This window comes from Psychrobacter piscatorii, assembly GCF_001444505.1.
GTDB lineage: Bacteria > Pseudomonadota > Gammaproteobacteria > Pseudomonadales > Moraxellaceae > Psychrobacter > Psychrobacter piscatorii_B.
In genome coordinates, this window is record NZ_LNDJ01000083.1 from 1 (window position 1) to 24,699 (window position 24,699).

The 24,699-nt window shown below is 45.0% G+C and carries 19 protein-coding genes; 8 read left to right on the forward strand and 11 right to left on the reverse strand.

The annotated features are described in order from the left end of the window. The first annotated feature begins 188 nt into the window (after positions 1–188). The gene (locus tag AS194_RS08990) at positions 189–530 is read left to right on the forward strand and encodes a hypothetical protein (RefSeq protein ID WP_058025180.1); all 342 of its coding nucleotides are present in this window, start codon (positions 189–191) and stop codon (positions 528–530) included. A 173-nt stretch (positions 531–703) separates the two neighbouring features. On the opposite strand, the gene AS194_RS08995 is transcribed toward AS194_RS08990, so the two are convergent. The 7 genes from AS194_RS08995 to AS194_RS09025 all read right to left on the reverse strand — a co-directional run bounded on the left by AS194_RS08995 (position 704) and on the right by AS194_RS09025 (position 11,524). Beyond that, a complete protein-coding gene (locus AS194_RS08995; protein ID WP_058025181.1) occupies positions 704–2,347 on the reverse strand; it encodes a BCCT family transporter in 1,644 nt (547 codons plus the stop codon). A gap of 166 nt (positions 2,348–2,513) precedes the next feature. Further along, the gene (locus AS194_RS09000) at positions 2,514–3,779 is read right to left on the reverse strand and encodes a PQQ-dependent sugar dehydrogenase (protein WP_058025182.1); all 1,266 of its coding nucleotides are present in this window, start codon (positions 3,777–3,779) and stop codon (positions 2,514–2,516) included. A 208-nt stretch (positions 3,780–3,987) separates the two neighbouring features. After that, on the reverse strand, positions 3,988–6,585 hold the full coding sequence (gene clpB, locus AS194_RS09005) for an ATP-dependent chaperone ClpB (protein ID WP_058025183.1): 2,598 nt from the start codon (positions 6,583–6,585) through the stop codon (positions 3,988–3,990). Between the two features lie 309 nt (positions 6,586–6,894). Continuing rightward, positions 6,895–7,470 carry a L,D-transpeptidase family protein gene (locus AS194_RS09010; RefSeq protein WP_058025184.1) on the reverse strand — a complete coding sequence of 192 codons (576 nt, stop codon included), beginning with the start codon at positions 7,468–7,470 and terminating at the stop codon, positions 6,895–6,897. 107 nt (positions 7,471–7,577) lie between these two features. Further along, the gene (locus tag AS194_RS09015) at positions 7,578–8,369 is read right to left on the reverse strand and encodes an SDR family NAD(P)-dependent oxidoreductase (protein ID WP_058025185.1); all 792 of its coding nucleotides are present in this window, start codon (positions 8,367–8,369) and stop codon (positions 7,578–7,580) included. 71 nt (positions 8,370–8,440) lie between these two features. Further along, entirely contained in the window at positions 8,441–10,138 is a 1,698-nt protein-coding gene (locus tag AS194_RS09020; RefSeq protein ID WP_058025186.1) for an AMP-binding protein, read from the reverse strand. A gap of 267 nt (positions 10,139–10,405) precedes the next feature. After that, complete coding sequence (locus AS194_RS09025) at positions 10,406–11,524, reverse strand: DNA topoisomerase IB (protein ID WP_058025197.1); 1,119 nt, start codon at positions 11,522–11,524, stop codon at positions 10,406–10,408. Between the two features lie 186 nt (positions 11,525–11,710). Between AS194_RS09025 and AS194_RS09030 the strand changes: the two genes are divergently transcribed. Further along, positions 11,711–12,163, forward strand: a complete 453-nt coding sequence (locus AS194_RS09030) for a GNAT family N-acetyltransferase (RefSeq protein WP_058025187.1) — start codon at positions 11,711–11,713, stop codon at positions 12,161–12,163. Positions 12,164–12,256: 93 nt separating this feature from the next. On the opposite strand, the gene AS194_RS09035 is transcribed toward AS194_RS09030, so the two are convergent. The 4 genes from AS194_RS09035 to AS194_RS09050 form a co-directional block, all read right to left on the reverse strand. Further along, on the reverse strand, positions 12,257–12,541 hold the full coding sequence (locus AS194_RS09035; protein ID WP_057760713.1) for a pyrimidine/purine nucleoside phosphorylase: 285 nt from the start codon (positions 12,539–12,541) through the stop codon (positions 12,257–12,259). 42 nt (positions 12,542–12,583) lie between these two features. Then, positions 12,584–13,679 (reverse strand): peptide chain release factor 2 gene (gene prfB, locus AS194_RS09040; RefSeq protein WP_152978629.1). Its coding sequence is split into 2 segments (ribosomal slippage): positions 12,584–13,606 and positions 13,608–13,679, totalling 1,095 coding nucleotides; the frame shifts between segments, so codons are not numbered across the junction. 115 nt (positions 13,680–13,794) lie between these two features. Continuing rightward, positions 13,795–14,496, reverse strand: a complete 702-nt coding sequence (locus tag AS194_RS09045) for an HAD family hydrolase (protein WP_058025189.1) — start codon at positions 14,494–14,496, stop codon at positions 13,795–13,797. 159 nt (positions 14,497–14,655) lie between these two features. Then, a complete protein-coding gene (locus tag AS194_RS09050; protein ID WP_058025190.1) occupies positions 14,656–15,192 on the reverse strand; it encodes a gamma carbonic anhydrase family protein in 537 nt (178 codons plus the stop codon). 262 nt (positions 15,193–15,454) lie between these two features. On the opposite strand from AS194_RS09050, the gene AS194_RS09055 reads away from it, so the two are divergent. The 6 genes from AS194_RS09055 to AS194_RS09080 all read left to right on the forward strand — a co-directional run bounded on the left by AS194_RS09055 (position 15,455) and on the right by AS194_RS09080 (position 24,643). Continuing rightward, positions 15,455–16,003, forward strand: a complete 549-nt coding sequence (locus AS194_RS09055) for a phosphatase PAP2 family protein (protein ID WP_058025191.1) — start codon at positions 15,455–15,457, stop codon at positions 16,001–16,003. A gap of 285 nt (positions 16,004–16,288) precedes the next feature. Beyond that, positions 16,289–17,530, forward strand: coding sequence for a glutamine-hydrolyzing carbamoyl-phosphate synthase small subunit (gene carA / locus AS194_RS09060; RefSeq protein ID WP_058025192.1), 1,242 nt, complete (start codon positions 16,289–16,291; stop codon positions 17,528–17,530). Positions 17,531–17,682: 152 nt separating this feature from the next. Next, on the forward strand, positions 17,683–20,946 hold the full coding sequence (gene carB, locus AS194_RS09065; protein WP_058025193.1) for a carbamoyl-phosphate synthase large subunit: 3,264 nt from the start codon (positions 17,683–17,685) through the stop codon (positions 20,944–20,946). A 326-nt stretch (positions 20,947–21,272) separates the two neighbouring features. After that, the gene (gene greA / locus AS194_RS09070; RefSeq protein ID WP_058025194.1) at positions 21,273–21,749 is read left to right on the forward strand and encodes a transcription elongation factor GreA; all 477 of its coding nucleotides are present in this window, start codon (positions 21,273–21,275) and stop codon (positions 21,747–21,749) included. A gap of 501 nt (positions 21,750–22,250) precedes the next feature. Then, complete coding sequence (locus AS194_RS09075; RefSeq protein WP_058025195.1) at positions 22,251–23,138, forward strand: hypothetical protein; 888 nt, start codon at positions 22,251–22,253, stop codon at positions 23,136–23,138. A 236-nt stretch (positions 23,139–23,374) separates the two neighbouring features. Next, positions 23,375–24,643, forward strand: a complete 1,269-nt coding sequence (locus tag AS194_RS09080) for a putative DNA modification/repair radical SAM protein (RefSeq protein WP_058025196.1) — start codon at positions 23,375–23,377, stop codon at positions 24,641–24,643. Positions 24,644–24,699: the final 56 nt, after the last annotated feature.

Here is a 24,699-nt window from a genome sequence, read left to right on the forward strand (position 1 = left end):
CAGCGTCACTTTGTTTGAGTAGCTTATCTATGTTTGGCATATCTATTAAGTAAGTAGAGTTCAATAATATACGTTGTGTCTTACAACTACTTTTGCAAGAGGTCTATTATAAAACTTTAAGTGCTATATCGATCTATCAATAACGTGACGAGCGGTAATAGAACGCTTGCAAATAAGGACATCACATCATGCAAAAAACGCTATCTAAATTATCACTGCCTACACTGGCGCAATCCCTCAAACCATCATTAGCTGTCGTCTGCTTGGTATTAGCACTGGCGGGTTGCAGCGCTACGCCTGGCGCAGTTACCCCCACGCAACCTGCAACAGATAACAGACAAATGATTGAAAACACCTTAACTCACTGTCCAACCTCTCACTCTGAGAAGGCCATGTGTACCATGCAATATGATCCCGTCTGTGTAAAAACGAAAGTTGGCTCAGTGATAAGCTACCGTACGGCAGGTAATGCTTGCTCGGCCTGTAACATACCTGAGGCCATTAGTTATACCAAAGGTGAATGCAGCTAATTTATAAAGCGCTACCTACCCTTTTTGGTCATAAACAAAACACTCAGTTTTCATAAGCTGGGTGTTTTTATGCCCATAATACAGACAATCTTCCATAAAAAAGCCCCAATTTAAAAATAAATTGGGGCTTCTATTAACGATTAGAACAACGGTTAAAATAACGACTTTACTGCTTAGTCACCCTTAACAATCTTGGGTGGGCCTTTGAGTAAATGCTCGTCAACAAACTCATCTGCAGAGTTATGATCTGCTGATTCATCTGTGATAAAGCTTTGCTGCGCTCGATATAGAATCAAACGGTCACGGCTAAGGCCCCGCAACAACGCATACATTATGACAAAAACCACTAAAGCAAATGGCAATCCTGCTACGATGGCAGCTGCCTGCAAAGCAGACAATCCACCAGCCGCTAATAATATGGCAGCGATAACGCCTTCTGTGGTTGCCCAAAACAAACGCTGAATCTTTGGTGGATTAGTATCGCCACCAGCGGTCAGCATATCAATAACAAAACTAGCCGAGTCTGACGAAGTCACAAACCAAAGCATAATCATGACAACAATCATTAACGTAATCGGTTTGGCTAGTGGGTAGTACTCAACCAGCTTAAAGATTGCGCTACCCGTGTCTGCTTGTACTGCTTCAACCAACCCTGGGCTAATACCTGTCACAGCAGAGGCAAGCTCCATGTGAATCGCTACGCCACCAAAGGTCGTGAACCAAAAGAACAAGATAAGCATAGGGATTAATAGCACCCCAAACGTAAACTCACGGATGGTACGGCCACGAGAGATACGGGCAATAAAGATACCAACGAATGGTGCCCAGCTCACCCACCATGCCCAATAAAATATCGTCCAAGCGCTTTGCCAATCTGTTCCACTATAAGACTCGCCCCACGTACCTAAAGGCACGATTACGGTCAGATAGTTGCCGATATTTTCGATAAAGCTATCAAAGATAAAGAGCGTTGGCCCTAAAGCCACCATGAATACCAATAAAACGATTGTAAAACCGATATTGATATCACTAAGGCGCTTAATACCTTTATCCAGACCCATCATAACGGAAGCGGCTGCAAGCGCTGTGATGAAAGCTATCAAACCGAACTGTACAGTGAGACTATTCGGCATGCCAAATAGTTTCTCAAGTCCCGCATTGATCTGCATCACTCCAAGCCCGAGTGAGGTGACCACACCAAACATCGTACCGAACACGGCCAAGATATCGACCGTATGCCCCCAGCGACCATAGATTCTTTTGCCGAGCAAAGGATACAAAGTTGAGCGAATCGATAAAGGCAAACCGCGACGAAAATGAAAATACGCTAAAGACAGTGCCACAATCGTATAGATGCCCCAAGCGTGTAGACCCCAATGCATAAATGAGATATTCATCGCTTGCTTTGCGGCTTCAACCGTTTCGGCCTCGCCCATTGGTGGTGCCATAAAGTGATACAACGGCTCCGCTGTACCCCAGTAGACAAGGCCAATACCAATACCAGCAGAGAACAACATACCAATCCAAGAAAACAGATTGTACTGCGGTCGCTCCGTTTGGTTACCTAAACGAATATCACCATAGCGACTCATTCCTAAGTAAATGCAAAGCCCAAGCGCTGTATTCACTAAGATAATAAATAACCAACCGAACTTATCGGTAATAAAATTCTGTAAAAAACTAAAAACTGCCCCTGCTGTTTCAGTGAAAAGCGCGCCGAAAATAATAAATCCAACGATCAACAGTGACGATGTAATAAACACAGGTTTACTCACCCGTGGAAAAGGTCCTAATCTGCCTACTTTTACTTCTTCCATGTGCAAGTCTCAAAATTTAAGGAATATTACCTTAACAAAATAGGCTTTAACTATCAATCAATTACAAAATAAAACTTGATAAAACCTTTAAATTATTCTAATAAGATTGATAGTTTTTTTAAAAGGTCTACATAAATACAGATCTAAAAGCAGCTTTATCATGATGTTATTTAGGCAATAATCTGAGTAATCGTCCACCATCACCATCTTCCAATACCCACACTTGTCCATCGACTGCCAGCACGCTACGAACACGCTCACCCATGTCATAACGATAGCGTTCAGTAGCACTATCATCTTCATCGACACTTACGACAATAAGCGCTTTTGAAGATAAACCACTGATTAAAAAATCGCCTTGTAATGCTGGAAAGTCATTGTGGCTACCAGCCGTATATAGACTCAGTGATGACGGTGAAATAACGGGTGTCCATGTGATTTTAGGCATTTCAAACTCAGGGCGAGTGTCGTGATCTGGGATTGGTGTACCTGAATAATTACGACCATTTGATACAATCGGCCAGCCGTAGTTTTTGCCTTTTTCAATCAGATTAAATTCATCACCACCCTTTGGCCCCATCTCGTTTGCCCAAAGCCTGCCGCTTTCATCAAATCTTATGCCGAGCACATTGCGATTGCCCCTTGTCCAAAACTGAGAGGCAATGTCATTGCTATCATTGACAAATGGATTGTCCTTTGGAACCGAGCCGTCAGCATACAATCTAATAATCTTACCTAGATTCATGCTCATATTTTGTGCAGGCTCTTTTTTCTGGCGTTCTCCTGAGCTGATATATAGATACTGTCCATCAGGTGAAAACAATAAGCGATGGCTATAGTGACCTTGCCCCGTGACTTTTGGAGATTGCTCCCAAATAGGCGTGATGGCCTGTAGTGTGGTCGCATTTGTGCCTAATCCTGCCAGTGTCGCTTTGATTACTTTTGCCCCAAACTTATTACTATCACCCCCCTTTCCTGCTTCTACGTAGCTGATATATACAGCATTAGAAGTCGCAAAATCTGGTGCTAATATAATATCTCCCAAACCACCTTGACCACCATAGGCCACTTTAGGGATGCCTGCTACTTGTGTCTTGCTACCCGTCGCCGTGTCTACAATGAACAACTCTCCTGTTTTTTGCGTCACTAGTAGTTTGGGCGCTTTGCCATCTGTACTGGGTAGTGCTGTCATAGCCCAAGGCTCATCAAAAGTGGCGACCGCTTTGGTTGTAAACTCAGGCTTGTCTGCGCTAACTTGAGCATCACTTGTCCGCATATCTGCTTTAGAGGTTTGGCTCTCTTTCTGTTCTGGTACGTTGTTGCTGGTATTGACGGTTGCAGGATTGGAGCAAGCTGATGTACTAAACAATAAAGCCGCAATGAGTAACGGCGATGTTAAGGGCAGACTTACACGTTCAATAGGGGTTGTCATTGTTTTGTCCTTTCTATCCAATTGGCATTTATTTTATTGGTCATCCATTTATTTATAGCATAGTCTTGATATTTAAGAGATATTTAAATGGTAAAAAAACAGTAACGCAAAATACCACCATAAACGAAAAACCCCTTACCTACGATTGTAGATAAGGGGTTTGTTTTAAACGTACAGTTAGGTCATAAAGACCTCAAGGCTAGAGTGACTAGCTCATTCTAAGCTTATCAAAAGTTAGCTTGTCGTCGGCACCTACATCGACTTTGATAATATCACCTGCCACAAAATCGCCCGCTAGTAGCTTCAATGATAATGGGTTTTCGATCTCCTGTTGAATAGCACGCTTCAAAGGACGAGCGCCATAAACAGGATCATAACCGACGGCAACCAATTTATTCATCGCGTCGGCTGATAGCTCAATATCCATCTCACGCTCTTGGATACGCTGACGCAAACGATTCAATTGAATATCAGCAATACCTGCCATCTGCGACATACCAAGCGGATGGAAGACCACGATCTCATCAATACGGTTGACGAACTCTGGACGGAAATGCTGCCCAACAGAATCCATTACTTCCGCTTTAATATCCTCGTAACTTTCGCCAACCATCTCTTGAATTTTATGCGAACCCAAGTTACTGGTCATGATAATCACGGTGTTCTTGAAATCTACCACCCGACCTTGCGAATCGGTTAAACGGCCATCGTCCAATACTTGTAGCAAGATGTTGAACACATCTGGATGCGCTTTTTCTACTTCATCAAACAATATGACACTATATGGCTTACGGCGTACCGCTTCAGTCAACGTACCGCCTTCTTCGTAACCAACGTAACCTGGAGGTGCCCCTACAAGACGACTGACACTGTGTTTTTCCATATATTCACTCATATCGATACGTACGATCGCATCTTCAGAGTCAAATAAGAAGTTCGCTAGTGATTTGGTCAGCTCTGTCTTACCAACACCAGTAGGTCCTAAGAATAAAAACGAGCCTGAAGGACGGTTGGGATCAGATAATCCTGCACGGCTACGACGTACCGCATTGGCCACCGATTCGACCGCTTCGTTTTGACCGATAACACGCTCATGGAGCTTTTCTTCCATTGCGATCATTTTGTCACGCTCGCCTTGCATCATTTTGCTAACTGGAATACCAGTGGCGGCTGCCACCACTTCTGCAATCTCGTTGTCGGTGACTTTATTACGTAGCAGTTTGACACCATCACCTTCACCTGTCTGCTCTTTTTGCTCAGCCAAATCAGACTCATGAATACGTCGTTCTAACTGCGGAATGGTCTCGTATTGCAGCTTACTCATGGTCTCGTAGTCGCCTTCGCGGCTGGCTTTGTCATAAGCGATACGGGCTTTATCTAGCTCGTCTTTTAGCTGTTGACTGCCTTTGACCAACGCTTTCTCTGCCTGCCAAACTTCATTAAGATCAGCGTATTCTTTTTCCAATTCTGCTATTTGCGCATCGAGCACTTTACGTTCTGATTGCGCGCCAGCATCTTCTTCGTTTTTGAGGACTTCGCGCTGCATTTTTAGCTGAATGAGGCGGCTATCGAGCTTACCTAATGATTCAGGCTTACTGTCCATCTCCATGCGCAGGCGGCTGGCCGCTTCGTCAATTAAATCAATCGCCTTATCTGGTAGCTTACGGTCAGTGATATAGCGATGGCTCATGCGCGCAGCAGCAATGATTGCGCTATCTTGAATATCGACGCCATGGTGCAGCTCGTAACGCTCTTTTAGACCCCGTAATATCGCAATGGTATCTTCGACCGTTGGCTCATCGACCAAAACCTTTTGAAAACGACGTTCAAGCGCAGCGTCTTTTTCGATGTACTGGCGATACTCATCAAGGGTGGTCGCACCAACGCAGTGCAGCTCACCGCGTGCCAAAGCAGGTTTTAGCATATTACCCGCATCCATCGCACCTTCAGACTTGCCTGCACCAACCATCGTATGCAGCTCATCGATAAACAGAATGACATTGCCTTCTTGTTTGGCCAAGTCGCTCAATACGCTTTTGAGACGTTCTTCGAACTCACCGCGGAATTTTGCCCCAGCGATTAGCGCGCCCAAGTCTAATGACAACACTTCTTTACGGCGCAGACCTTCTGGTACGTCGCCATTGATGATTTTTTGTGCCAAGCCTTCGACAATCGCCGTTTTACCAACGCCCGGCTCACCGATGAGCACAGGGTTGTTTTTGGTACGGCGCGACAGTACCTGAATGGTACGGCGAATTTCTTCGTCACGGCCAATGACTGGATCTAGTTTGCCAAGCTCTGCTTGCTCAGTCAGATTAATCGTGTATTTGTTGAGTGCATCACGCTGATCTTCAGCGTTTTGGTTATTGACGGTATCATCACCGCGCAGCTGCTCAATGACCGCTTTTAGTTTGCTTGCTGTCACGCCTGCACTTTCAAATATCTTTTTGGTTTCGCCTTGCTCAGCGAGTGCCAACATGACCCATTCAGTCGCAATAAAATCATCGCCTTCTTTTTGCGCCTGACGATCTGCCAAGTTCAATATTTTTACCGAGTTTGGGTTTAGATTGACGTCACCTGTCGGCTCCGAAATGGTCGCTTGGTTATCGAGTGCTTTGGCAACGCCATTTTTTAGCGCTGGAATAGAAGCGCCTGCTTGTTGGCAGATAGATAAATTAGACTCATCTTGTAGCAATACCGCAAGCAAATGCACAGGATCAATGCCCGTATGATCACGACCTAACGCTAGGCTCTGAGCTTCTTGAATCGCTGATTGCAGTTTTTGCGTAAACTTCTCAAATCTCATGTTTATATCCTTTTATAATTAGTATTTTCAGTGGAACTTCTAGGGACTCTCCTAGTCTAGTGCCCACTGTTATCTGTCATTTATATAAGGTATGCATACGGTTATTTCAAGACAATAAATCAATAAAACCTTACTTAAGACAATGATATTTATTATTAACAATATTTAAATGGGCTATTAATACCAGATAAAGGAAGTTAGTAGGTAAGAAATGCCATTTTATTGATGTAAATTCAAGAGAAATCTCCGTTGAATATGGTAATAAGCAATGCACTTATTGAGTATAGACCCAATCATAATCCGACTATGCTACTCCATGATTTCAATAGGAGCACCAAGTATCACCGATACCATAATCTCATCCATCTCGGCATTGGTCACGGCGATACAGCCATCTGTCCAGTCGCGTTGTTGATTCAGCCATCCCAAAGCGCCAAAGCCATTCATTTGCCCATGAATCATAATGTCGCCGCCCGGATTGACCTCTAATGACTTCGCTCGTGCCTTGTCTTCATCATTTGGATAGCTAGTATGGATAGAACGATGCGCAATAGAGTTCTCGTTTTTATAATCTAAGGTATAAATCCCAACGGGCGTACGCTGATCGCCTTCTTGTTGCTTATGTCCCGATGGACTACCCCCTAGCGCAATACGATACGACCTAATGGCTTTACCATCGCTCATCAATGTTAAGACACGATCTGATTTGTCGACGAAGACTCGATCAATAACTGCAGACGTAGGAATAGGGTTTTTGGATGTTGAGGAGTTTTTGGCATAAGCAATAGCACTGGTGCTTACAATAGCAGCAAGGCTAATGCCTATGAGTAACCAATACATGCGCTGCTCATTTGGCGGGTGAAATTTATTATAAAAAAATGACATAGGCTTTGATCCTCACAATTAATTTTTTGTCATTAATCATATGTATCAAAGCACTATGTCAGATTGTGTAGATAAACTTTGTGCAAAACGAATGAATTACTCAAATGTTACACCATACGAATTGCCCCATCTAAGCGGATGACTTCACCATTTAGATAAGCATTATCAATGATATGAGTGACCAGCTTGGCAAACTCACTGGGAGCGCCCAAACGCTTGGGATATGGCACGCTTGCCTCTAACTGTTCGCGAGCTTTGTCGGGAATGCTCTCCATCATCGGCGTAGCAAAGACGCCTGGTGCGATGGTCATCACGCGTATACCATGACGTGCCAGCTCGCGAGCCAGCGGCAAGGTCAGTCCAACCACGCCTGCCTTAGACGAAGAATAGCTGGCTTGACCTATTTGACCGTCAAAAGCTGCAATAGAGGCTGTATTAATAATAATACCTTGATCTGCATTCTTTTCTACATGCTCGCCTGCAGTACCATCACTCGCTATGCGTTTGGCGATGCTAGCCGCGACCAAACGCGCAACGTTAAATGAACCGACCAGATTGACATTGACCCCGCGACTAAATGACTCAAGGTCTGCCGGATTGTTATCACGATCCAGTAGCTTTTGTACCACTACGATACCAGCACAGTTGATTGAGCCTTGTAAGCCGCCAAAAGCTGACTCTGCCATTTCAACCGCTGATTGTACTTCATCGCCTTTAGTGATGTCACAGCGCACAAAGCGCGTACTATCACCGAGCTCAGCGACCAGTGCTTGCCCTGCTGATTCGTTTAGATCAGCGATGACGACGTTGCCGCCTTGATAGACAATCGCACGAGCCACTGACTCACCCAAACCTGATGCACCGCCTGTGACCAAAAAGCTATTCTCTTTAATTTGCATGTTTATTCCTTTAAATTCTTACTTTTTATTAGCGGTTTCTATGAATTATCTATAAACGCTCTATCGGGTAGTTACGCAGCAGATAAACTACGTAGCAAAAAGCGTTGAATCTTGCCACTTGGTGTTTTTGGTAACTCGGTCACAAACTCGACCTCACGTGGATAGGCATGAGTTGATAGACGTTTGCGCACCAGCTCTTGGATTTCTTTGGCGATTTGCTCGCTACCTTCGATACCCTCTTTTAGCACCACGTAAGATTTGATCGTATGTCCACGCACTTCGTCTGGCACGCCCACAGCCGCAGATTCTGCCACTGCGTCATGCTCTAAGACGGTGTTTTCGACATCAGTAGGCCCCACGCGGTAACCTGCCGTAATGATAATGTCATCATCACGCCCTGAGAACCAGTAGCTGCCGTCACTATGACGCTCAACCACATCGCCTGTCAGATAGTAGTCATCAACGAAAGCTTGTTTTTCGTTCCAGCTATAACCATGGAAATAAAATGCAGGTGACTGACTAACGACGACTGCTAGCTGCCCTTGTTCACCATCTGGTAGTACATTCATATCATCATCTAGTACCACCAGCGTGTGACCTGGTAGCGCCATTCCCATCGAGCCAACTGGTGATTCGTGTTTTAGCGCATGATGCGCACAGCACGTCATGCCCGTTTCTGTCTGACCGTAATGATCTTTTACCTGACAGCCCAGATAGGTCTCGACCCAGTTAACGACTTCGGTGTTCAATGTTTCCCCTGCCGAGTTGGCACAGCGCAAAGCGAGTTTGGCGTTATTGTCTTCATTAACGTTGTCAAAAACGCCGCTGGATTTCATCATGCGAAATGCTGTTGGTGAAGAGGCCAAATTGGTGATCTGATGACGCATCATAAAGTCGCGCGTATTGGTCGCGTCAAAGCCTGCTTCATTAAAATAAGTCGTGATACCTAATAGCAGAGGCCCTGTGATGGCGTAATACAATCCATATGCCCAGCCGGGATCTGCCATGTTCCAATATTGATCGTCTTCGCGTAAATCAATGGCATAACGCATATAGAGATAAAACGCAGGTAAGGCTGATAATGGCACACTCACGCCTTTTGACTTACCGACTGTCCCCGAGGTAAACATCTGCAAAAATGGTGCATCCGTATCGAGCATAACGGGTTCTATCGTTTGCGCCTGTGATTCCATGGACTGACGGTAGTGATCGTCACCCCACGTCTGAGCATCTTCAGTACTGCCGACCAATACCATTTTGGTTTGCACAGCCAAATCATCAAACTTGTTGCGGCTCTCTACATTGGTAAAAACGACTTTGGTAACGGCTTTATCCATGCGATATTTGATTGAGTCATAACCAAAAGCGGTGAATAATGGCTGATATACCGCGCCGATGCGCCATGTTGCCAATACAACGGTCAGCAGCTCAGGTGTACGTGGTAGCATGGTTGCAACCTTGTCTCCCGCTTTTACGCCATACGACTGTAGTAAGTTAGCGACTTGCGCACTGGCTTTATCAAGCTCACCAAAGCTCATGCGCGTGACATTGCCTGCCGTATCTTCGTGTACCAGTGCGGCATTATCCGCGCGGCCATCACGTACATGACGACCACAGCAAGCCATATAAGCATTTAATCGATCATCGACATGCTCGCCAAAAATTTCTGACAGCAATGTATCCATGTCAAAATTATTATAATAATCGGTATAGTTTTTTGGTGTGACTGAAGAATCAGTCATTGTAGGGGTTTGCGAGACGATGTTCATAAGCTAATCCTTTAGCAATAGCAGATAAAATGATATTCATATTGTAAAACGGTCACATCCTATAAACCGTTTAATATCTTTGTATTTAACATGCTCTATTAGTAACGTATTTTTATACTTATTTCAATACATAACGTATCATTTTTATTTTATATAAATAAGCATGACCTATAACTATTTATCATAAAATAGCCATTAGCAAACTTAAAAATATTGTATAATCATGTATTTAAATTATTTTCGAAGTACTTTCTCGAGTATCGATATTTAACGATCAGCACTGAGAAAACCTAGTAAGGCTTTCTCCTCACAGCTTTGGTATTTTTTCGTACGACCGCGGCGTGTTTGTTTGTAGTCGTCATAAAATTCCCCTGCCAAAAAACGCTCAATAATGATGGGGTGAATATACGACGCGCGGCATACGGTTGGCGTATTGCCCAGCTCTGCCGCCACGCTTTTTACCATATCGGTGACCAGCTGCTGACGCTCAGCGCTTTCTGCTGCGCTGGCAAGTATACTAGCGCCTGCGGTCGTTTGCAGCTCATCATATAGATAACTTGCCGCGAGCACGCTTGCCATCCATGTACGAAAATCTTTTGCACTATATAATTTGCTTTCGCAGTCCATACCGCACGTATGCATTCGCAAGTAGTCGTTGATATCGCTACTGTCGACGACTTGTTTATGTCCATTGTCATCTAAATATTTAAATATTTGATAGCCCGGCAGCTCAGAACACGCCTGCACGATGTCAATCAAACGCTCATCCTGCAGTTCAATATGGTGTTCTTTTGCGCTTTTTCCGACAAAATCAAACGCTAGTCCATTATCCGTTTCGCTGACATGCTTACTACGTAACGTACTCAGACCATAGCTTTTATTTTGCTTGGCATAGCGGCTGTTACCAATACGAATCAATGTGGTTTCAAGCAATTTGACCACGGCAGCGAGTACATTGGTGCGTGACAATGATTCTGCTTCCAAATCTGTCTCGACCTGCGCGCGTAGATTGGGCAGCGCCTCTGCAAAGCCTATCATTGCATCAAACTTGGCTTGGTCACGAATATTATTCCACGAGGGATGATACAAGTACTGCTTGCGTGATTTTTCATCGCGTCCTGTCGATTGTAGATGGCCTTTTTCGTCTTGACATATCCACACCTCTGACCACATGGGCGGTATCACCAATGCATCAAACCGCTGACGCAGCGCTTTGTCTTTGACTGTCTTGCCCGTTGCATCGCGATAGGTAAATCCGCGACCCCAACGTCTACGCTCATAACCTGGTTCGTCGTCACTCACATAACGCAGATTGGCACGGCGTGCGAGACGCTCATAGTCATGGCGCACATCCTGCGTTGTCGACTGCTCATTTGTTTTGCCCATAAAAAACTCATCTAATAATTTTATGGTTTTAGCATAATCAACTGCGCTTATTTTTGCTGTTTGTTTGCCACGGACAAAGTGTAATCCTGTGTAAAATAAAGCAGTGATAAAAATAGCGATACGGGTTCTAAATGTTGCATTTTTGAGGCATAATTCAGCACTACTCACGACTTAAGTTTATAAAAAATGAACCACTCTTCTATCAAGATAACACCACTCTCTAAGACCGATTACGAGTTGTGGTTAATATTGTGGCAAAACTATCTCACGTTCTATGAGACCAGCTTGCCATCAAGCACGACGGAGACGACGTGGCGCAACTTGTTAAATGAAAGCGTTGCTATCTATGGATTTGGGGCGTGGAGAGAGGACGTTTTGGTAGGCATTACCCATGTGGTACTGCACCCCAATACGTGGAACACTACTGACTGTTGTTACTTAGAGGATTTATATGTCGCGGATAATGTCCGTGGTCAAGGCGTAGGACGCGCATTGATTGAATATGTCTACTCCTTTGCTAAGGACCAAGACTGTAACCGCGTCTATTGGACGACGCAAGAGAGCAACGCCGCCGCTCGTAAACTCTATGATGCCATTGCCACTCAGACAGACATGGTGCAGTACCGTAAAGACTTATAAAGAGTGAGCTCGAGAATGAAATACCCACCAAAAAAAGCCAAGCATCAAATGCTTGGCTTTTTTTATTTTGATACTACTTTACAATAAAAGTCATTATTTACCGTATACACATAAATAAGCGGTTTCGACGTCAACTTTTACTTGGAATTTTTGATTGGCTTCAACGGTAAATTGCTCGCCAGCATTGAACGTTTGCCACTCATCACTCTCTGGTAGCTTAACCGTCAATGCACCGCTCACCACACTCATAGTCTCAAACTCACTAGTGCCAAATTCATACTCACCAATTTCCATAACACCTACCGTTGCAGGCTTGGTTGCTGTTTGAAAAGCAATGGATGTCACTTTGTCATCAAAATAATTATTTACGCTTGGCATAATCTTCCTTAATTACATGTTAGTTGGTATTTGATTTCTATTTTATAGACCTGCTTTTAGACTGGCTTCGATAAACTGATCGAGATCGCCATCTAGTACCGCGCCCGTGTTAAAGGTTTCAACGCCTGTACGCAGATCCTTGATACGAGAATCATCGAGCACGTATGAGCGAATCTGGCTACCCCAGCCGACATCAGACTTGTTGTCTTCAACCGCTTGTTGTTTTTCCATACGTTTTTGCATCTCAAGCTCATAGAGCTTAGCACGTAGCATCTTCATCGCCGTGGCTTTGTTGCCGTGCTGACTACGCTCATTCTGACAAGTCACCACCACACCACTTGGCTCATGGGTAATACGTACCGCAGAATCAGTTGTGTTGACGTGCTGACCACCCGCCCCAGATGAGCGATAGGTATCAATGCGCAAGTCAGCAGGATTGATGTCGATATCGACATTATCATCAATCTCAGGCGAGACAAACACCGCCGCAAACGAGGTATGACGACCGTTATTGCTATCAAATGGTGATTTACGCACCAAACGATGGACACCGATCTCGGTACGCAGCCAACCAAACGCGTAGTCGCCTTTGATCTCAATGGTGGCTGACTTGATACCCGCGACACTGCCAGCAGACACTTCAATCACATCTACCTTAAAGCCATGCGCTTCCGCCCAGCGTGTATACATACGCAGCAGCATCTCTGCCCAGTCTTGCGCTTCGGTACCGCCACTGCCCGACTGGATATCTAAGTAGCAGTTGTTTGGATCCATCTCGCCGCTGAACATACGGCGGAACTCTAGATCAGCCACGCGCTGCTCAGCATCATCTAGCTCGCTCTGTACATCGGCAAGCAAGGACTCATCCTCTGCTTCTACTGCCAACTCTAGCATGGCAGACGCATCCGCTAGCGTGGTTTCAAGAGAGACCACCACATCGATGACACCATCAAGCTGGCTTTTTTCTTTATTGATCTTGGTTGCTCGCTCTGGATCGTTCCATAGCTCAGGATTTTCTAATTCTAAATTGACTTCTTCTAAGCGTTCTTGCTTACCATCGAAGTCAAAGATACCTCCGCAAATCCTGCCCGCGCTCGGATAAATCTTTAATCTGTTCTTGATACGGATTGATTTCCATAAGTGTTCCTGTTTTTCTAAAAAAATAAATAACGCATTTGGCGCTATTTTAAATGAGATTGATCATAAATGGTTGTCTAATTATTCTTGTTCCTACTATTACTAGATTAAGCAATCTAGATTGACCAATCTTCTACTGCCCAACGATGCGCCAAGGCATGAGCATGTAGCGCCTCATCAGGTGACACACAGATCGCCACATCCGCCCATTCTAGCAATGGAATGTCGTTTTTGGAGTCTGAATAGGCATAGGTTTTTTCAAAGGTGATGCCCGCTGCTTGCTGCTTATCAAGCCATTTATCTAAATGGTAGATCTTGCCTGCCTGAAAGTTTGGTTTATCAGTCAGCTTGCCCGTATAACGCTCATCTTTTATCTCAAGCGGCGTAGCCAATACATTGGCTGACTCAATGCCAAAGCGCTTGGCAATAGCGGACACCACAAAATCATTGGTTGCAGAAATAATCACCACATCGTGCCCTTGCTCAATATGCTGGCACAATGCTTCCATTGCTTTCGGGCGAATATGTGGCTCGATTTCACTTTTGATGTAATCTTCTCTTAGCTCATCAAGTCTATCAAGCGGCAGACTACTCAAAAACTGCGCGACGAATTCATTGTACTCTGTCGCATCTAACGTCCCTTCGATATAGTCATTATAAAACTTCTGGTTGGCAGTACGATACTCAGCCTCATCGACAAGACCGTGCTTGACGATATACTCACCCCACAGATAATCGCTATCGACATCCAGTAAGGTATGGTCTAAATCAAATAGCGCCAGTTGTTTTTGTTGTATTTGTGCTGGATTTGCCTGCATGGTGAGACCTTATCGTTGGTTGCGAAAAAATATGAATCTTTCAATAAAATTGGGTACGATTATCGCCTAAGGAGGAGTACATTAATTAAATAGTACATCAATTAGATAAAGCTCGTACCTTGTAATTTGTCCACTTATAATTGCTTTAACCATTTACCTTTAGTCAGGCATCGCTATTTCTGTTAAACCTGTTTTGAATTTTTGACAACGCTCAGCATAATGCAGCGCTGACATTTTCAACATCGCTACTTGCTCATCTGTTAACGTCTTGACCACTTTTGCAGGCGCGCCCATCACCAGGGAATTGTCAGGAATAACCTGACCTTCAGTAATTAAGGCTTTCGCCCCTATCAGGCAGTTTTTACCTATTTTGACATTATTGAGTACCACCGCACCGATACCAACCAGACTGTTATCACCGATCTCACAGCCATGCAGCATCGCTAGATGGCCAATAGTCACGTAATCACCGATAGTCACTTTGATACCTGCATCAGTATGGATGACACTATTTTCTTGCACATTACTATAGTCGCCGATATGAATACGATCGTTATCGCCGCGTATCACCGCACCAAACCAAACATTGGCCTGATGACCCAAATACACATCACCGATTACTTGTGCCGAGTCAGCGACCCAACCGTTGAACGGTACAGCAAACTCAGGGGTTTTGTCTAAATATTTAAATATCATCGTTTTTCCTTAGTAAGGATAATGTTATTTTGGAGTAAGTCATTGGTTATACCACAATCATTTTTATGCTTATTTGATTCGCATGTCAAAGAACCATCTCACTTTGGACCATAGCCATAAAAAATATATTTTACAGTATACAATCCCATTTAATACCTTATCGTGTGTCCACTTTATAGTACAATTAGCAAGGCCAATATTCTCATTTTGCTATCGTAGCGCCTGCCCTAACAAGTACCGCTACCCTACTAAGGACGCATCCATGCTTCGCGAAACACACGTACCTATTATCTTGTTGGCAAGTAGTGTGATCATCACCGCGCCCAGTTATGCTGAAGATACCTCAAGTTTGGAGAGAGCCGGTGACATTGTTGCGGTTGCCATACCTGCCATTGCTTATGGCAGCACGCATTATATGAATGATAAAGAGGGACGTCAGCAATTTTATCAATCATTTGCTACCAATCTTGCCGTGACCTATGCTGTGAAGTCAACCATTAATAAAGAGCGCCCTGACCATAGCGACAATGACTCCTTCCCATCAGGACATACTTCTTTGGCATTTCAGGGCGCAAGCTTCATTCATAAACGCTATGGATTAGAATATAGTATTCCAGCTTATGTTGGCGCAACTTTTGTGGGTTATAGCCGTGTTAAAGCGGAAAAACATGATGTGGCTGATGTATTTGCTGGTGCAGCACTAGGGGTTGCCAGTAGTATGTATTTGACCAAAAGCTATAACGATCAGCTTCTCATCACAACCAATCTTGCGCCTGACTATTACGGGCTGTCTGTCCACTACCAGTTTTAATCACTCAGTTTGCCCTTGATACTAGCCATAAGTTACTATTTTGTATATAATACGCAAAATCTGTGCCTAAGCGAGCGGACATGATGCAAGTTACCTATTCACTATCGAGTGAGTTTTGTAGTTTTCATCAATAATGTCTTCTCGCTTTTTTGTGGAAAATTTTTGTGTGTCGCCCTTTGATTTATTTTATCTGATAGCAGTCAGGTGCGGTAAATAAAAGGATACAGAGCAAAACCCTAACCCACAAAACATGATGGCACTCACCAATAATAGCGGAGGCAATCCTTGAATTCATCGGTAGAAACACAAGCAATTTTGGCACTAGCAGACGGTACAATTTTTCGCGGTGTCAGTATCGGCAGCCTAGGTCATCGTGTTGGTGAAGTGGTATTTAATACCGCCATGACAGGGTATCAAGAAATTCTAACCGATCCAAGTTATGCGCGACAGCTGGTGACCCTAACTTATCCGCATATCGGTAATACAGGCACCAATGCCGAGGATACCGAGTCTGGTAACGGTCACAAAGTATGGGCAGACGGTCTGATCATCCGTGACGCCACTATGGCAACCTCTAACTTCCGCAACTCAGAATCACTAAGCGACTATCTACAACGTAACAATACCGTCGCTATCGCTGAAATTGATACACGCCAGTTGACCCGCCTATTGCGCGATAAAGGTGCACAAAACGGTTGTATCATGACTGCATCAAACGGTGAGACGATCACAAGCGACGACGAGCAAAAAGCGATTGAGCTAGCACAAGGCTTTGCAGGTCTAAAAGGTATGGATCTGGCAAAAGAATGCTGCACCACAGACAGTTTTGAGTGGACAGCAGGCACATGGGATCTGTCAGACACCCTACTCAACCGTGACGTGGCGGGTAGCCATGACAGTGGTACGGGCGGCTTCTTTAAGCAGCTCGGCACTCATATCGATGCCAAATACAATGTCGTTGCTTATGACTTTGGCAGCAAAACTAACATCCTGCGTATGCTCGTCGACCGCGGCTGTCACGTGACGGTGGTCCCAGCACAAACGCCTATTGCTGATGTGCTCGCGATGAACCCAGACGGTATCTTCTTATCAAACGGCCCTGGCGATCCTGCCGCCTGTGACTACGCTATCGACGCCGTACGTCACATTATTGAAGAAACAGACGTACCAACCTTTGGTATTTGCTTAGGCCATCAGCTAATCGGTCTTGCCAGCGGTGCCAATACCATCAAAATGAAAACGGGCCACCATGGTGCCAACCATCCGGTGCAAGATCTAGCGACTGGCACAGTGATGATCACCAGTCAAAACCATGGCTTTGCGGTTGATGAAGACACGCTACCTGACAACGTTAAGTCAACGCACCGTTCATTATTCGATGGCACCAACCAAGGTATCGAGCTGACCAATAAGCCCGTCTTTAGCTTCCAAGGTCACCCAGAAGCCAGTCCTGGCCCACATGACTGCGCGCCATTGTTTGATAAGTTTGCGGAAATGATGGAAGCGGCTAAAACTGCTCAAGCGTAAACGGTTGGTTATAACTACATAATAAGTAAACGCTTGAATTGTCCATAGTGGTTCAAGCGGCACTAAATCAAGCACTGCAAGCATAAAACGCCATAAGCGTTATCAAAAATAAAGATTATTTAAAATATCATCAAACGAAGGTAGCTCTAACTATGCCAAAACGTACCGACATAAAAAGCATTCTTATCATTGGCGCAGGCCCCATCGTTATCGGCCAAGCGTGTGAGTTTGACTACTCAGGCGCACAGGCGTGTAAAGCACTAAAAGAAGAAGGCTACCGTGTCATCTTGGTCAACTCAAACCCAGCGACCATCATGACCGACCCTGTCATGGCTGATGCGACCTATATCGAGCCAATCACTTGGCAGACAGTTGAGCAAATCATTGCCAAAGAGCGTCCTGATGCGATCTTGCCAACCATGGGCGGACAGACCGCGCTCAACTGTGCGCTAGACCTAGATAAACATGGCGTACTGACTAAGTATGACTGCGAGCTAATTGGCGCGACCAAAGACTCAATTGAGATGGCAGAAGATCGCGACTTATTCGACAAAGCGATGAAACGTATCGGTCTTGAGTGCCCACGCGCTGAAACCGCTGAGACGATGGAAGAAGCCTTTGCCACTCAAGAAAAAATGGGCTATCCGTGTATCATTCGTCCCTCATTCACCATGGGTGGTTCAGGCGGCGGTATCGCTTATAACCGCGATGAGTTTATCGAGATTTGTGAGCGCGGTTTTGATCTATCACCGAACCATCAGCTACTTATCGATGAGTCACTCATCGGTTGGAAAGAGTACGAGATGGAAGTGGTCCGTGACAAAAACGACAACTGCATCATCATCTGTGCCATCGAAAACTTTGACCCAATGGGGGTACATACAGGCGACTCAATCACTGTCGCACCCGCGCAGACATTGACCGATAAAGAATACCAAATCATGCGTAACGCCTCACTCGCGGTACTACGTGAGATCGGTGTTGAAACAGGCGGCTCAAACGTCCAGTTCGGTATCAACCCTGATACGGGACGTATGGTCGTCATCGAGATGAATCCACGTGTATCACGCTCGTCTGCCCTCGCCTCAAAAGCGACTGGCTTCCCGATTGCCAAAATCGCGGCAAAACTGGCAATCGGTTATACCCTAGATGAATTGCAAAATGACATCACAGGCGGCAAAACCCCAGCCAGCTTCGAGCCTGCGCTTGATTACGTTGTCACCAAGATACCGCGTTTTAACTTTGAAAAATTCCCACAAGCGGACAACATCCTATCGACTCAGATGAAATCGGTCGGTGAAGTCATGGCGATCGGTCGTAACTTCCAAGAGTCGATGCAAAAGGCATTACGCGGTATGGAAACTGGCGCGGATGGTTTCGATGAGCAAATTGATTTATCCAAAGTCAGTGCTGAGAAGGCTCGTAGTGAGATTATCAACCGCTTAACCATTCCAACGCCTGAGCGTATCTATTACGTTGCTGATGCCTTCCGTGTCGGTATGAGCGTTGATGACGTATTTAATTACACCAAGATTGACCCGTGGTTCTTGGTACAAATCGAAGACATCGTTAAGACCGAAGCGACGGTAAAATCACTCGGCTTTGGTGGCTTAAACGAAAACAACCTACGTCGCTTTAAGCGTAAAGGCTTGTCAGATTTGCGTTTGGCTAAATTGCTTGGTATCTCACAAAAGCAACTACGCAAAAAGCGTTGGGATTTAGGCGTCTATCCCGTGTATAAGCGTGTCGATACCTGTGCTGCAGAGTTTGCGACCAGCACCGCTTATATGTACTCAACCTACGATAGCGAATGTGAAGCCAACCCAACTGACAAGAAAAAAATCATGGTCATCGGTGGCGGCCCTAACCGTATCGGTCAAGGTATCGAGTTTGATTACTGCTGTGTACATGCAGCGCTTGCCATGCGTGAAGACGGCTATGAGACCATCATGGTCAACTGTAACCCAGAAACGGTTTCAACCGACTATGACACCTCCGACCGTCTGTACTTTGAGCCAATCACATTAGAAGACGTGCTAGAGATTGTTCGTATCGAAAACCCAGACGGTGTGATTGTGCAGTTCGGTGGCCAAACGCCATTGAAACTTGCGCGTGCGTTAGAATCAGCGGGCGTAAAAATCATCGGTACGAGTCCTGATGCGATCGACCGTGCTGAAGACCGTGAGCGCTTCCAGCACATGATTCAGCAGCTAAACCTAGTACAGCCATCGAACGCCTTAGCAACCAGCTTAGAAGATGGTTTGGTTAAAGCAAAAGACGTAGGCTATCCATTGGTGGTACGTCCATCTTATGTGTTAGGTGGCCGCGCGATGGAAATCGTCTATAACGAAGATGAGCTAAAACATTACCTGCGCACTGCAGTACAAGCCTCAAACGAAGCGCCTGTCCTGCTTGATCGCTTCTTAGATGACGCTATCGAAGTCGATGTGGATTGTGTATGCGATGGTAATGACGTGGTCATCGGCGGTATCATGCAACATATCGAACAGGCAGGTGTCCACTCAGGTGACTCAGCATGTTCACTACCACCATATTCATTGTCTGATGAGCTATGTGATGTGATGCGCGCCCAAACCATTGCTATGGCAAAAGAGCTTGGCGTGGTCGGTTTGATGAACGTTCAGTTTGCGGTCAAAGGCGAAACGGTATACATTTTGGAGGTGAACCCACGTGCTGCACGTACCGTACCGTTTGTTTCTAAGTGTATCGGTACTTCGCTAGCGCAGGTTGCGGCTCGCTGTATGGCAGGCACCTCGCTCAAGGACCAAGGCTTCACGACTGAGATTGTTCCAGCATTTTATGCGGTCAAAGAAGCGGTGTTCCCATTTGCTAAGTTCCCAGGTGTTGATCCAATCTTGAGTCCTGAGATGAAATCAACAGGCGAAGTCATGGGCGTGGGCAAAACCTTTGGCGAAGCATTTTACAAAGCCATCATCGGTAGTAACGAGCGTCTGCCTGGCCTACCGACTGAAGGCGAGACCAAGACGGTCTTTATCTCAGTTCGTGATAGCGACAAAGGACAAATCGCCCCAATCGCCCGTCAGCTTGCAGATTTCGGTTTTAATATCGTATCAACCACTGGCACGCAAAAAGTACTGAGCGACGCTGGTATCGAAAGTCAGCAAATCAACAAGGTCACTGAAGGTCGTCCACATATCGTTGATGCCTTGAAAAACGGCAAAATTGACCTGATTATCAATACGACCGAAGGCAAGCAGGCTCAAGAGGACTCGTTTTCTATCCGCCGCAGTGCCCTACAAGGCAAGGTATTCTATGTCACGACGTTAGGTGCAGCCGATGCGGTTTGTAAATCTTATGCCGTTGACTTACCGTTTGATGTCTATAAGTTACAAGATTTGCATGAACAAGCAAAGTCTATTGACGCGGCTGAATAATTTCAGTAGATTAAGCATAACCGCTAAGCTTATATAAAAGCTTAGCCAAGACTTGTTATTGATTATTTTGTGATAATCATACGTTAAAAAAACAATATCTTGAAAGAGACAAACCTACAAAAGCATAGTGGCTAAATTGCGACTATGCTTTTTATTACGTAAGGTTCAGTGCGCTTGGTGCTAAAAGTAGAGGTGCTAACACACAACAGCCTATTTACTGACGACACCATCTGAACCCCGCTCTTTTTATATTTCATACTCATTGCAACAACATTGACACCATCTCCTTATGAGATGGTGTGGTGTTATTGGTTTAAGGAAAAAACATGCAACGTTATCCCATGACTCCGCAAGGACATGCAGCTTTAGAAGCTGAATTAAAACAGTTAAAAAGTGTCGACCGTCCACGCATCACCGCATCGATTGCTGAAGCCCGCGAGCACGGCGATTTAAAAGAAAACGCTGAATACCACGCTGCCCGTGAGCAACAAGGCTTTTGCGAAGCGCGTATTCGTGATATCGAAGCCAAGCTTGGCGGCGCACAAGTCATCGATCCTTCAACATTGCCAAAAGAAGGTCGTGTCGTGTTTGGCGTCAGCGTCATAATCGAAAACATGGACACTGAAGAAGAAAAACAGTACAAAATCGTCGGCGATGATGAAGCCGATTTCAAGGCTGGCAAAATCTCAGTTAACTCACCAATCGCTCGTGGCCTCATCGGTAAGTTTGAAGGCGATGAAGTACGTATCGAAACGCCAAAGGGCGTGGTGGAATACGAAGTGATGAAAGTCATCTACGACTAATAAGACTCACTATTTCTGATCATCGATAGGCTTGATGCTTTCAAGGTTGGATGAGAAGCTCTTTGAATAACAGCTCTTTAAATACTAGTTCTCTTAAATAGCAAACATGTTTGACAGTGACAGATACGGCTGGCTATTCGCCACCCAATAGCATGGATATAAGCAACATTACGTATTGATAGCATTTATACCGTTTCGGTTACACAATGCAGCTTTTATACACGATTTGTTTTGGCGCATAATTATTTGAGTTTTTAGCGCATCGTAATTTTTATATTAGGTGATGTTACCCCGTAATATCGATGTAAATTTATACTGAAGCACTTTTACTCAAAATAATGATGGTCTGATTATAGACACCGACTATCGTCAGTACTGATACCCTCGTTATTTGGCATACTTTTTGGTGTCATTTAGCGGGGGTTTTGCTTGTTTAGACATTAATTATTGCTGTTTTACTTATTGCTGCTTTTTTTTATTGATACTGTTAAGGAGTCTATTATGACCATGAAATCTTATGCACCATCAGCACTAACCACCACGGTATCTGCAATACTCGCAGGTATGGTGCTTGCATCCTCAGCCCATGCCGCTCCTGAGATTGCGATTAGCTCATCTGCTGGTGGTAGCACGACGGTAGTTGAACAATATTCTAATGGGCAAACAGCCACTATTGCTGCGACACCTAACGGTATCACCATGCAAGATGGCATGCCTTATGCCGTGACACAAGTGACGACTGTGCCGCGCTATGTCGTTCGCCAATCTCCTGTTGTTCAAGGCAGCACGACTGTCACAAGCGTACCTGTAACCAATCGAGTGACCAACAATGTCACTAAAGTGGATGTCATCACTACGCCAGTTAGCACTGTGACACAAGCCCTGCCTGTCATTACCGCTACTCCGTTACCTGTGATGAATGTGCCAGCGACAACCGTCATCACTAACCAGCCTGTCACCAATCAAATCACGACGACCACGTTAGATACCTTGCAATTGACCCCGACTTTTAGCACTCCGGGGGTCGTCAATGCAAACACTAAGGTTATGAAAATCATGAAGAATAGTGCTGGACGTGAAGTTGCGGTGCCTGCCAACCATATCGCCCCTGGTGATGTCATTGAGTATCACACCACATACACCAACACCACGGCACAGCCAGTTAATGACATCAATGCTATGGTTTCATTGCCAAGCGGCGTCCAGCTGGTATCGTTAAGTAGCCCATTACCAACGTTTGCCACCACTGGCGGCGACACTTATCAAACCATCCAACAAGTTGGCAATACCGTTGTTGTGCAAGAAAACTACTCTGGCCTAAAATGGAACTTAGCAAATCTTAATGCCAATGGCAATCAAACCGTCGTGATACGTGCCAAGGTTCAATAAATAACTCGTTCACTACAAATACACGTCTTTAACAGTATCATGTTGCAAAGGGTCTTGAATATTCAAGGCCTTTTTTGATGTGTGTCATATCGAGTAGCACGTATGCTCGCTCACAACCTCTTGATGGATACGACACTATTTGTCGTGTTATTTTTTAAATTTTCTTATAAATACAATGACTTAATACATATTTTGGTAAAATAGTTACTCATTAATTAATTGGTAATAACCGACTTATGGCAAACATCAATTATGAAAGATTACAGGGCAAGCTCAATATCTTGGCTGACGCTGCCAAATATGATGTCTCTTGCTCATCCTCCGCTGGTACTCGCAAAAACCAAGGCGGCGCTCTAGGCGATGCCTCAAAAAGCGGTATCTGTCACAGCTATACCGAAGATGGTCGCTGCGTCAGTCTGCTAAAAATTCTTTTGACCAACCATTGCATCTATGACTGCGCGTATTGCACTTCACGTAAAAGCAACGACACGCCGCGCGCGGCTTTTACGGTTGAAGAAGTCGTCGATTTGACCATGCAATTCTACCGCCGTAACTATATTGAGGGGCTATTTCTCAGCTCTGGTATCTTCAAAAATGGCGACTATACGATGGAGCGACTGGTCGAAGTTGCCAAGCTCCTGCGCACTCGCGAGCGCTTTAACGGGTATATTCATCTAAAAACTATTCCTGGCGCTTCAAAAGAGCTATTGTTAGAGGCAGGACTATATGCAGACCGTCTGAGCGTCAACATCGAAATTCCGACTAAGTCAGGATTGGCTTTGCTCGCGCCAGAAAAATCACACGATCAATTAAAAGCGCCGATGGAAACAGTAAAAGAGGAAATCATCACCATCCGTGAGAGCCGCAAAACTCATAAAAAAGCACCTAAATTTACGCCCGCCGGTCAGACCAGTCAAATGATCGTCGGTGCTAGCAACGAGACGGATCTGCAAGTGATTCAGCTATCGAGTCACTTTTATAAAACCTATGATCTCAAGCGTGTCTATTACTCAGGCTATGTACCGATGCTCTCTGATAATCGCTTGCCGGCGATAGGAACGCCTGTACCAATGGTACGTGAGAACCGTCTATATCAAGCGGATTGGTTAATGCGTTTTTATGGGTTTGGTGCGCATGAAATTGTGGAGCCAGAATCGCCATTTTTGGACTTAGACTGTGACCCAAAACTGGCGTGGGCGATACGCCATCGTGAGCATTTTCCTGTCAATATTCAGACAGCGACTTATGAGATGATCGTGCGTATCCCTGGCATCGGTACCAAGACTGCCAAAAAAATCGTCAAAGCGCGCAAATTTAACCAGTTGACGCTCTATCATCTAAAAAAGATGGGAGCCGCGGTCAACCGTGCCAAGTATTTTATCGCAACCACTGGCAAAAACGAGCACCTTGCCCATTTGACACGCGATAACTTCCGTCAGTATGTACTGGCGCAAACGCAGACCAAGTTTAAAGATCAACGTAGCGGACAGCTAGCGTTGTTTTAAATTTGGCATTGTCGTAAATATAAATCAATCTAGGGCGTGTTGAACATTCGCAAATA

Coding starts and splice junctions, on each gene's coding strand:
- AS194_RS08990 (WP_058025180.1), top strand. CDS start 189: ATGCAAAAAACGCTATCTAAATTATCACTGCCTACACTGGCGCAATCC.
- AS194_RS08995 (WP_058025181.1), bottom strand. CDS start 2,347: ATGGAAGAAGTAAAAGTAGGCAGATTAGGACCTTTTCCACGGGTGAGT.
- AS194_RS09000 (WP_058025182.1), bottom strand. CDS start 3,779: ATGACAACCCCTATTGAACGTGTAAGTCTGCCCTTAACATCGCCGTTA.
- clpB (WP_058025183.1), bottom strand. CDS start 6,585: ATGAGATTTGAGAAGTTTACGCAAAAACTGCAATCAGCGATTCAAGAA.
- AS194_RS09010 (WP_058025184.1), bottom strand. CDS start 7,470: ATGTCATTTTTTTATAATAAATTTCACCCGCCAAATGAGCAGCGCATG.
- AS194_RS09015 (WP_058025185.1), bottom strand. CDS start 8,369: ATGCAAATTAAAGAGAATAGCTTTTTGGTCACAGGCGGTGCATCAGGT.
- AS194_RS09020 (WP_058025186.1), bottom strand. CDS start 10,138: ATGAACATCGTCTCGCAAACCCCTACAATGACTGATTCTTCAGTCACA.
- AS194_RS09025 (WP_058025197.1), bottom strand. CDS start 11,524: ATGGGCAAAACAAATGAGCAGTCGACAACGCAGGATGTGCGCCATGAC.
- AS194_RS09030 (WP_058025187.1), top strand. CDS start 11,711: ATGAACCACTCTTCTATCAAGATAACACCACTCTCTAAGACCGATTAC.
- AS194_RS09035 (WP_057760713.1), bottom strand. CDS start 12,541: ATGCCAAGCGTAAATAATTATTTTGATGACAAAGTGACATCCATTGCT.
- AS194_RS09045 (WP_058025189.1), bottom strand. CDS start 14,496: ATGCAGGCAAATCCAGCACAAATACAACAAAAACAACTGGCGCTATTT.
- AS194_RS09050 (WP_058025190.1), bottom strand. CDS start 15,192: ATGATATTTAAATATTTAGACAAAACCCCTGAGTTTGCTGTACCGTTC.
- AS194_RS09055 (WP_058025191.1), top strand. CDS start 15,455: ATGCTTCGCGAAACACACGTACCTATTATCTTGTTGGCAAGTAGTGTG.
- carB (WP_058025193.1), top strand. CDS start 17,683: ATGCCAAAACGTACCGACATAAAAAGCATTCTTATCATTGGCGCAGGC.
- greA (WP_058025194.1), top strand. CDS start 21,273: ATGCAACGTTATCCCATGACTCCGCAAGGACATGCAGCTTTAGAAGCT.
- AS194_RS09075 (WP_058025195.1), top strand. CDS start 22,251: ATGACCATGAAATCTTATGCACCATCAGCACTAACCACCACGGTATCT.
- AS194_RS09080 (WP_058025196.1), top strand. CDS start 23,375: ATGGCAAACATCAATTATGAAAGATTACAGGGCAAGCTCAATATCTTG.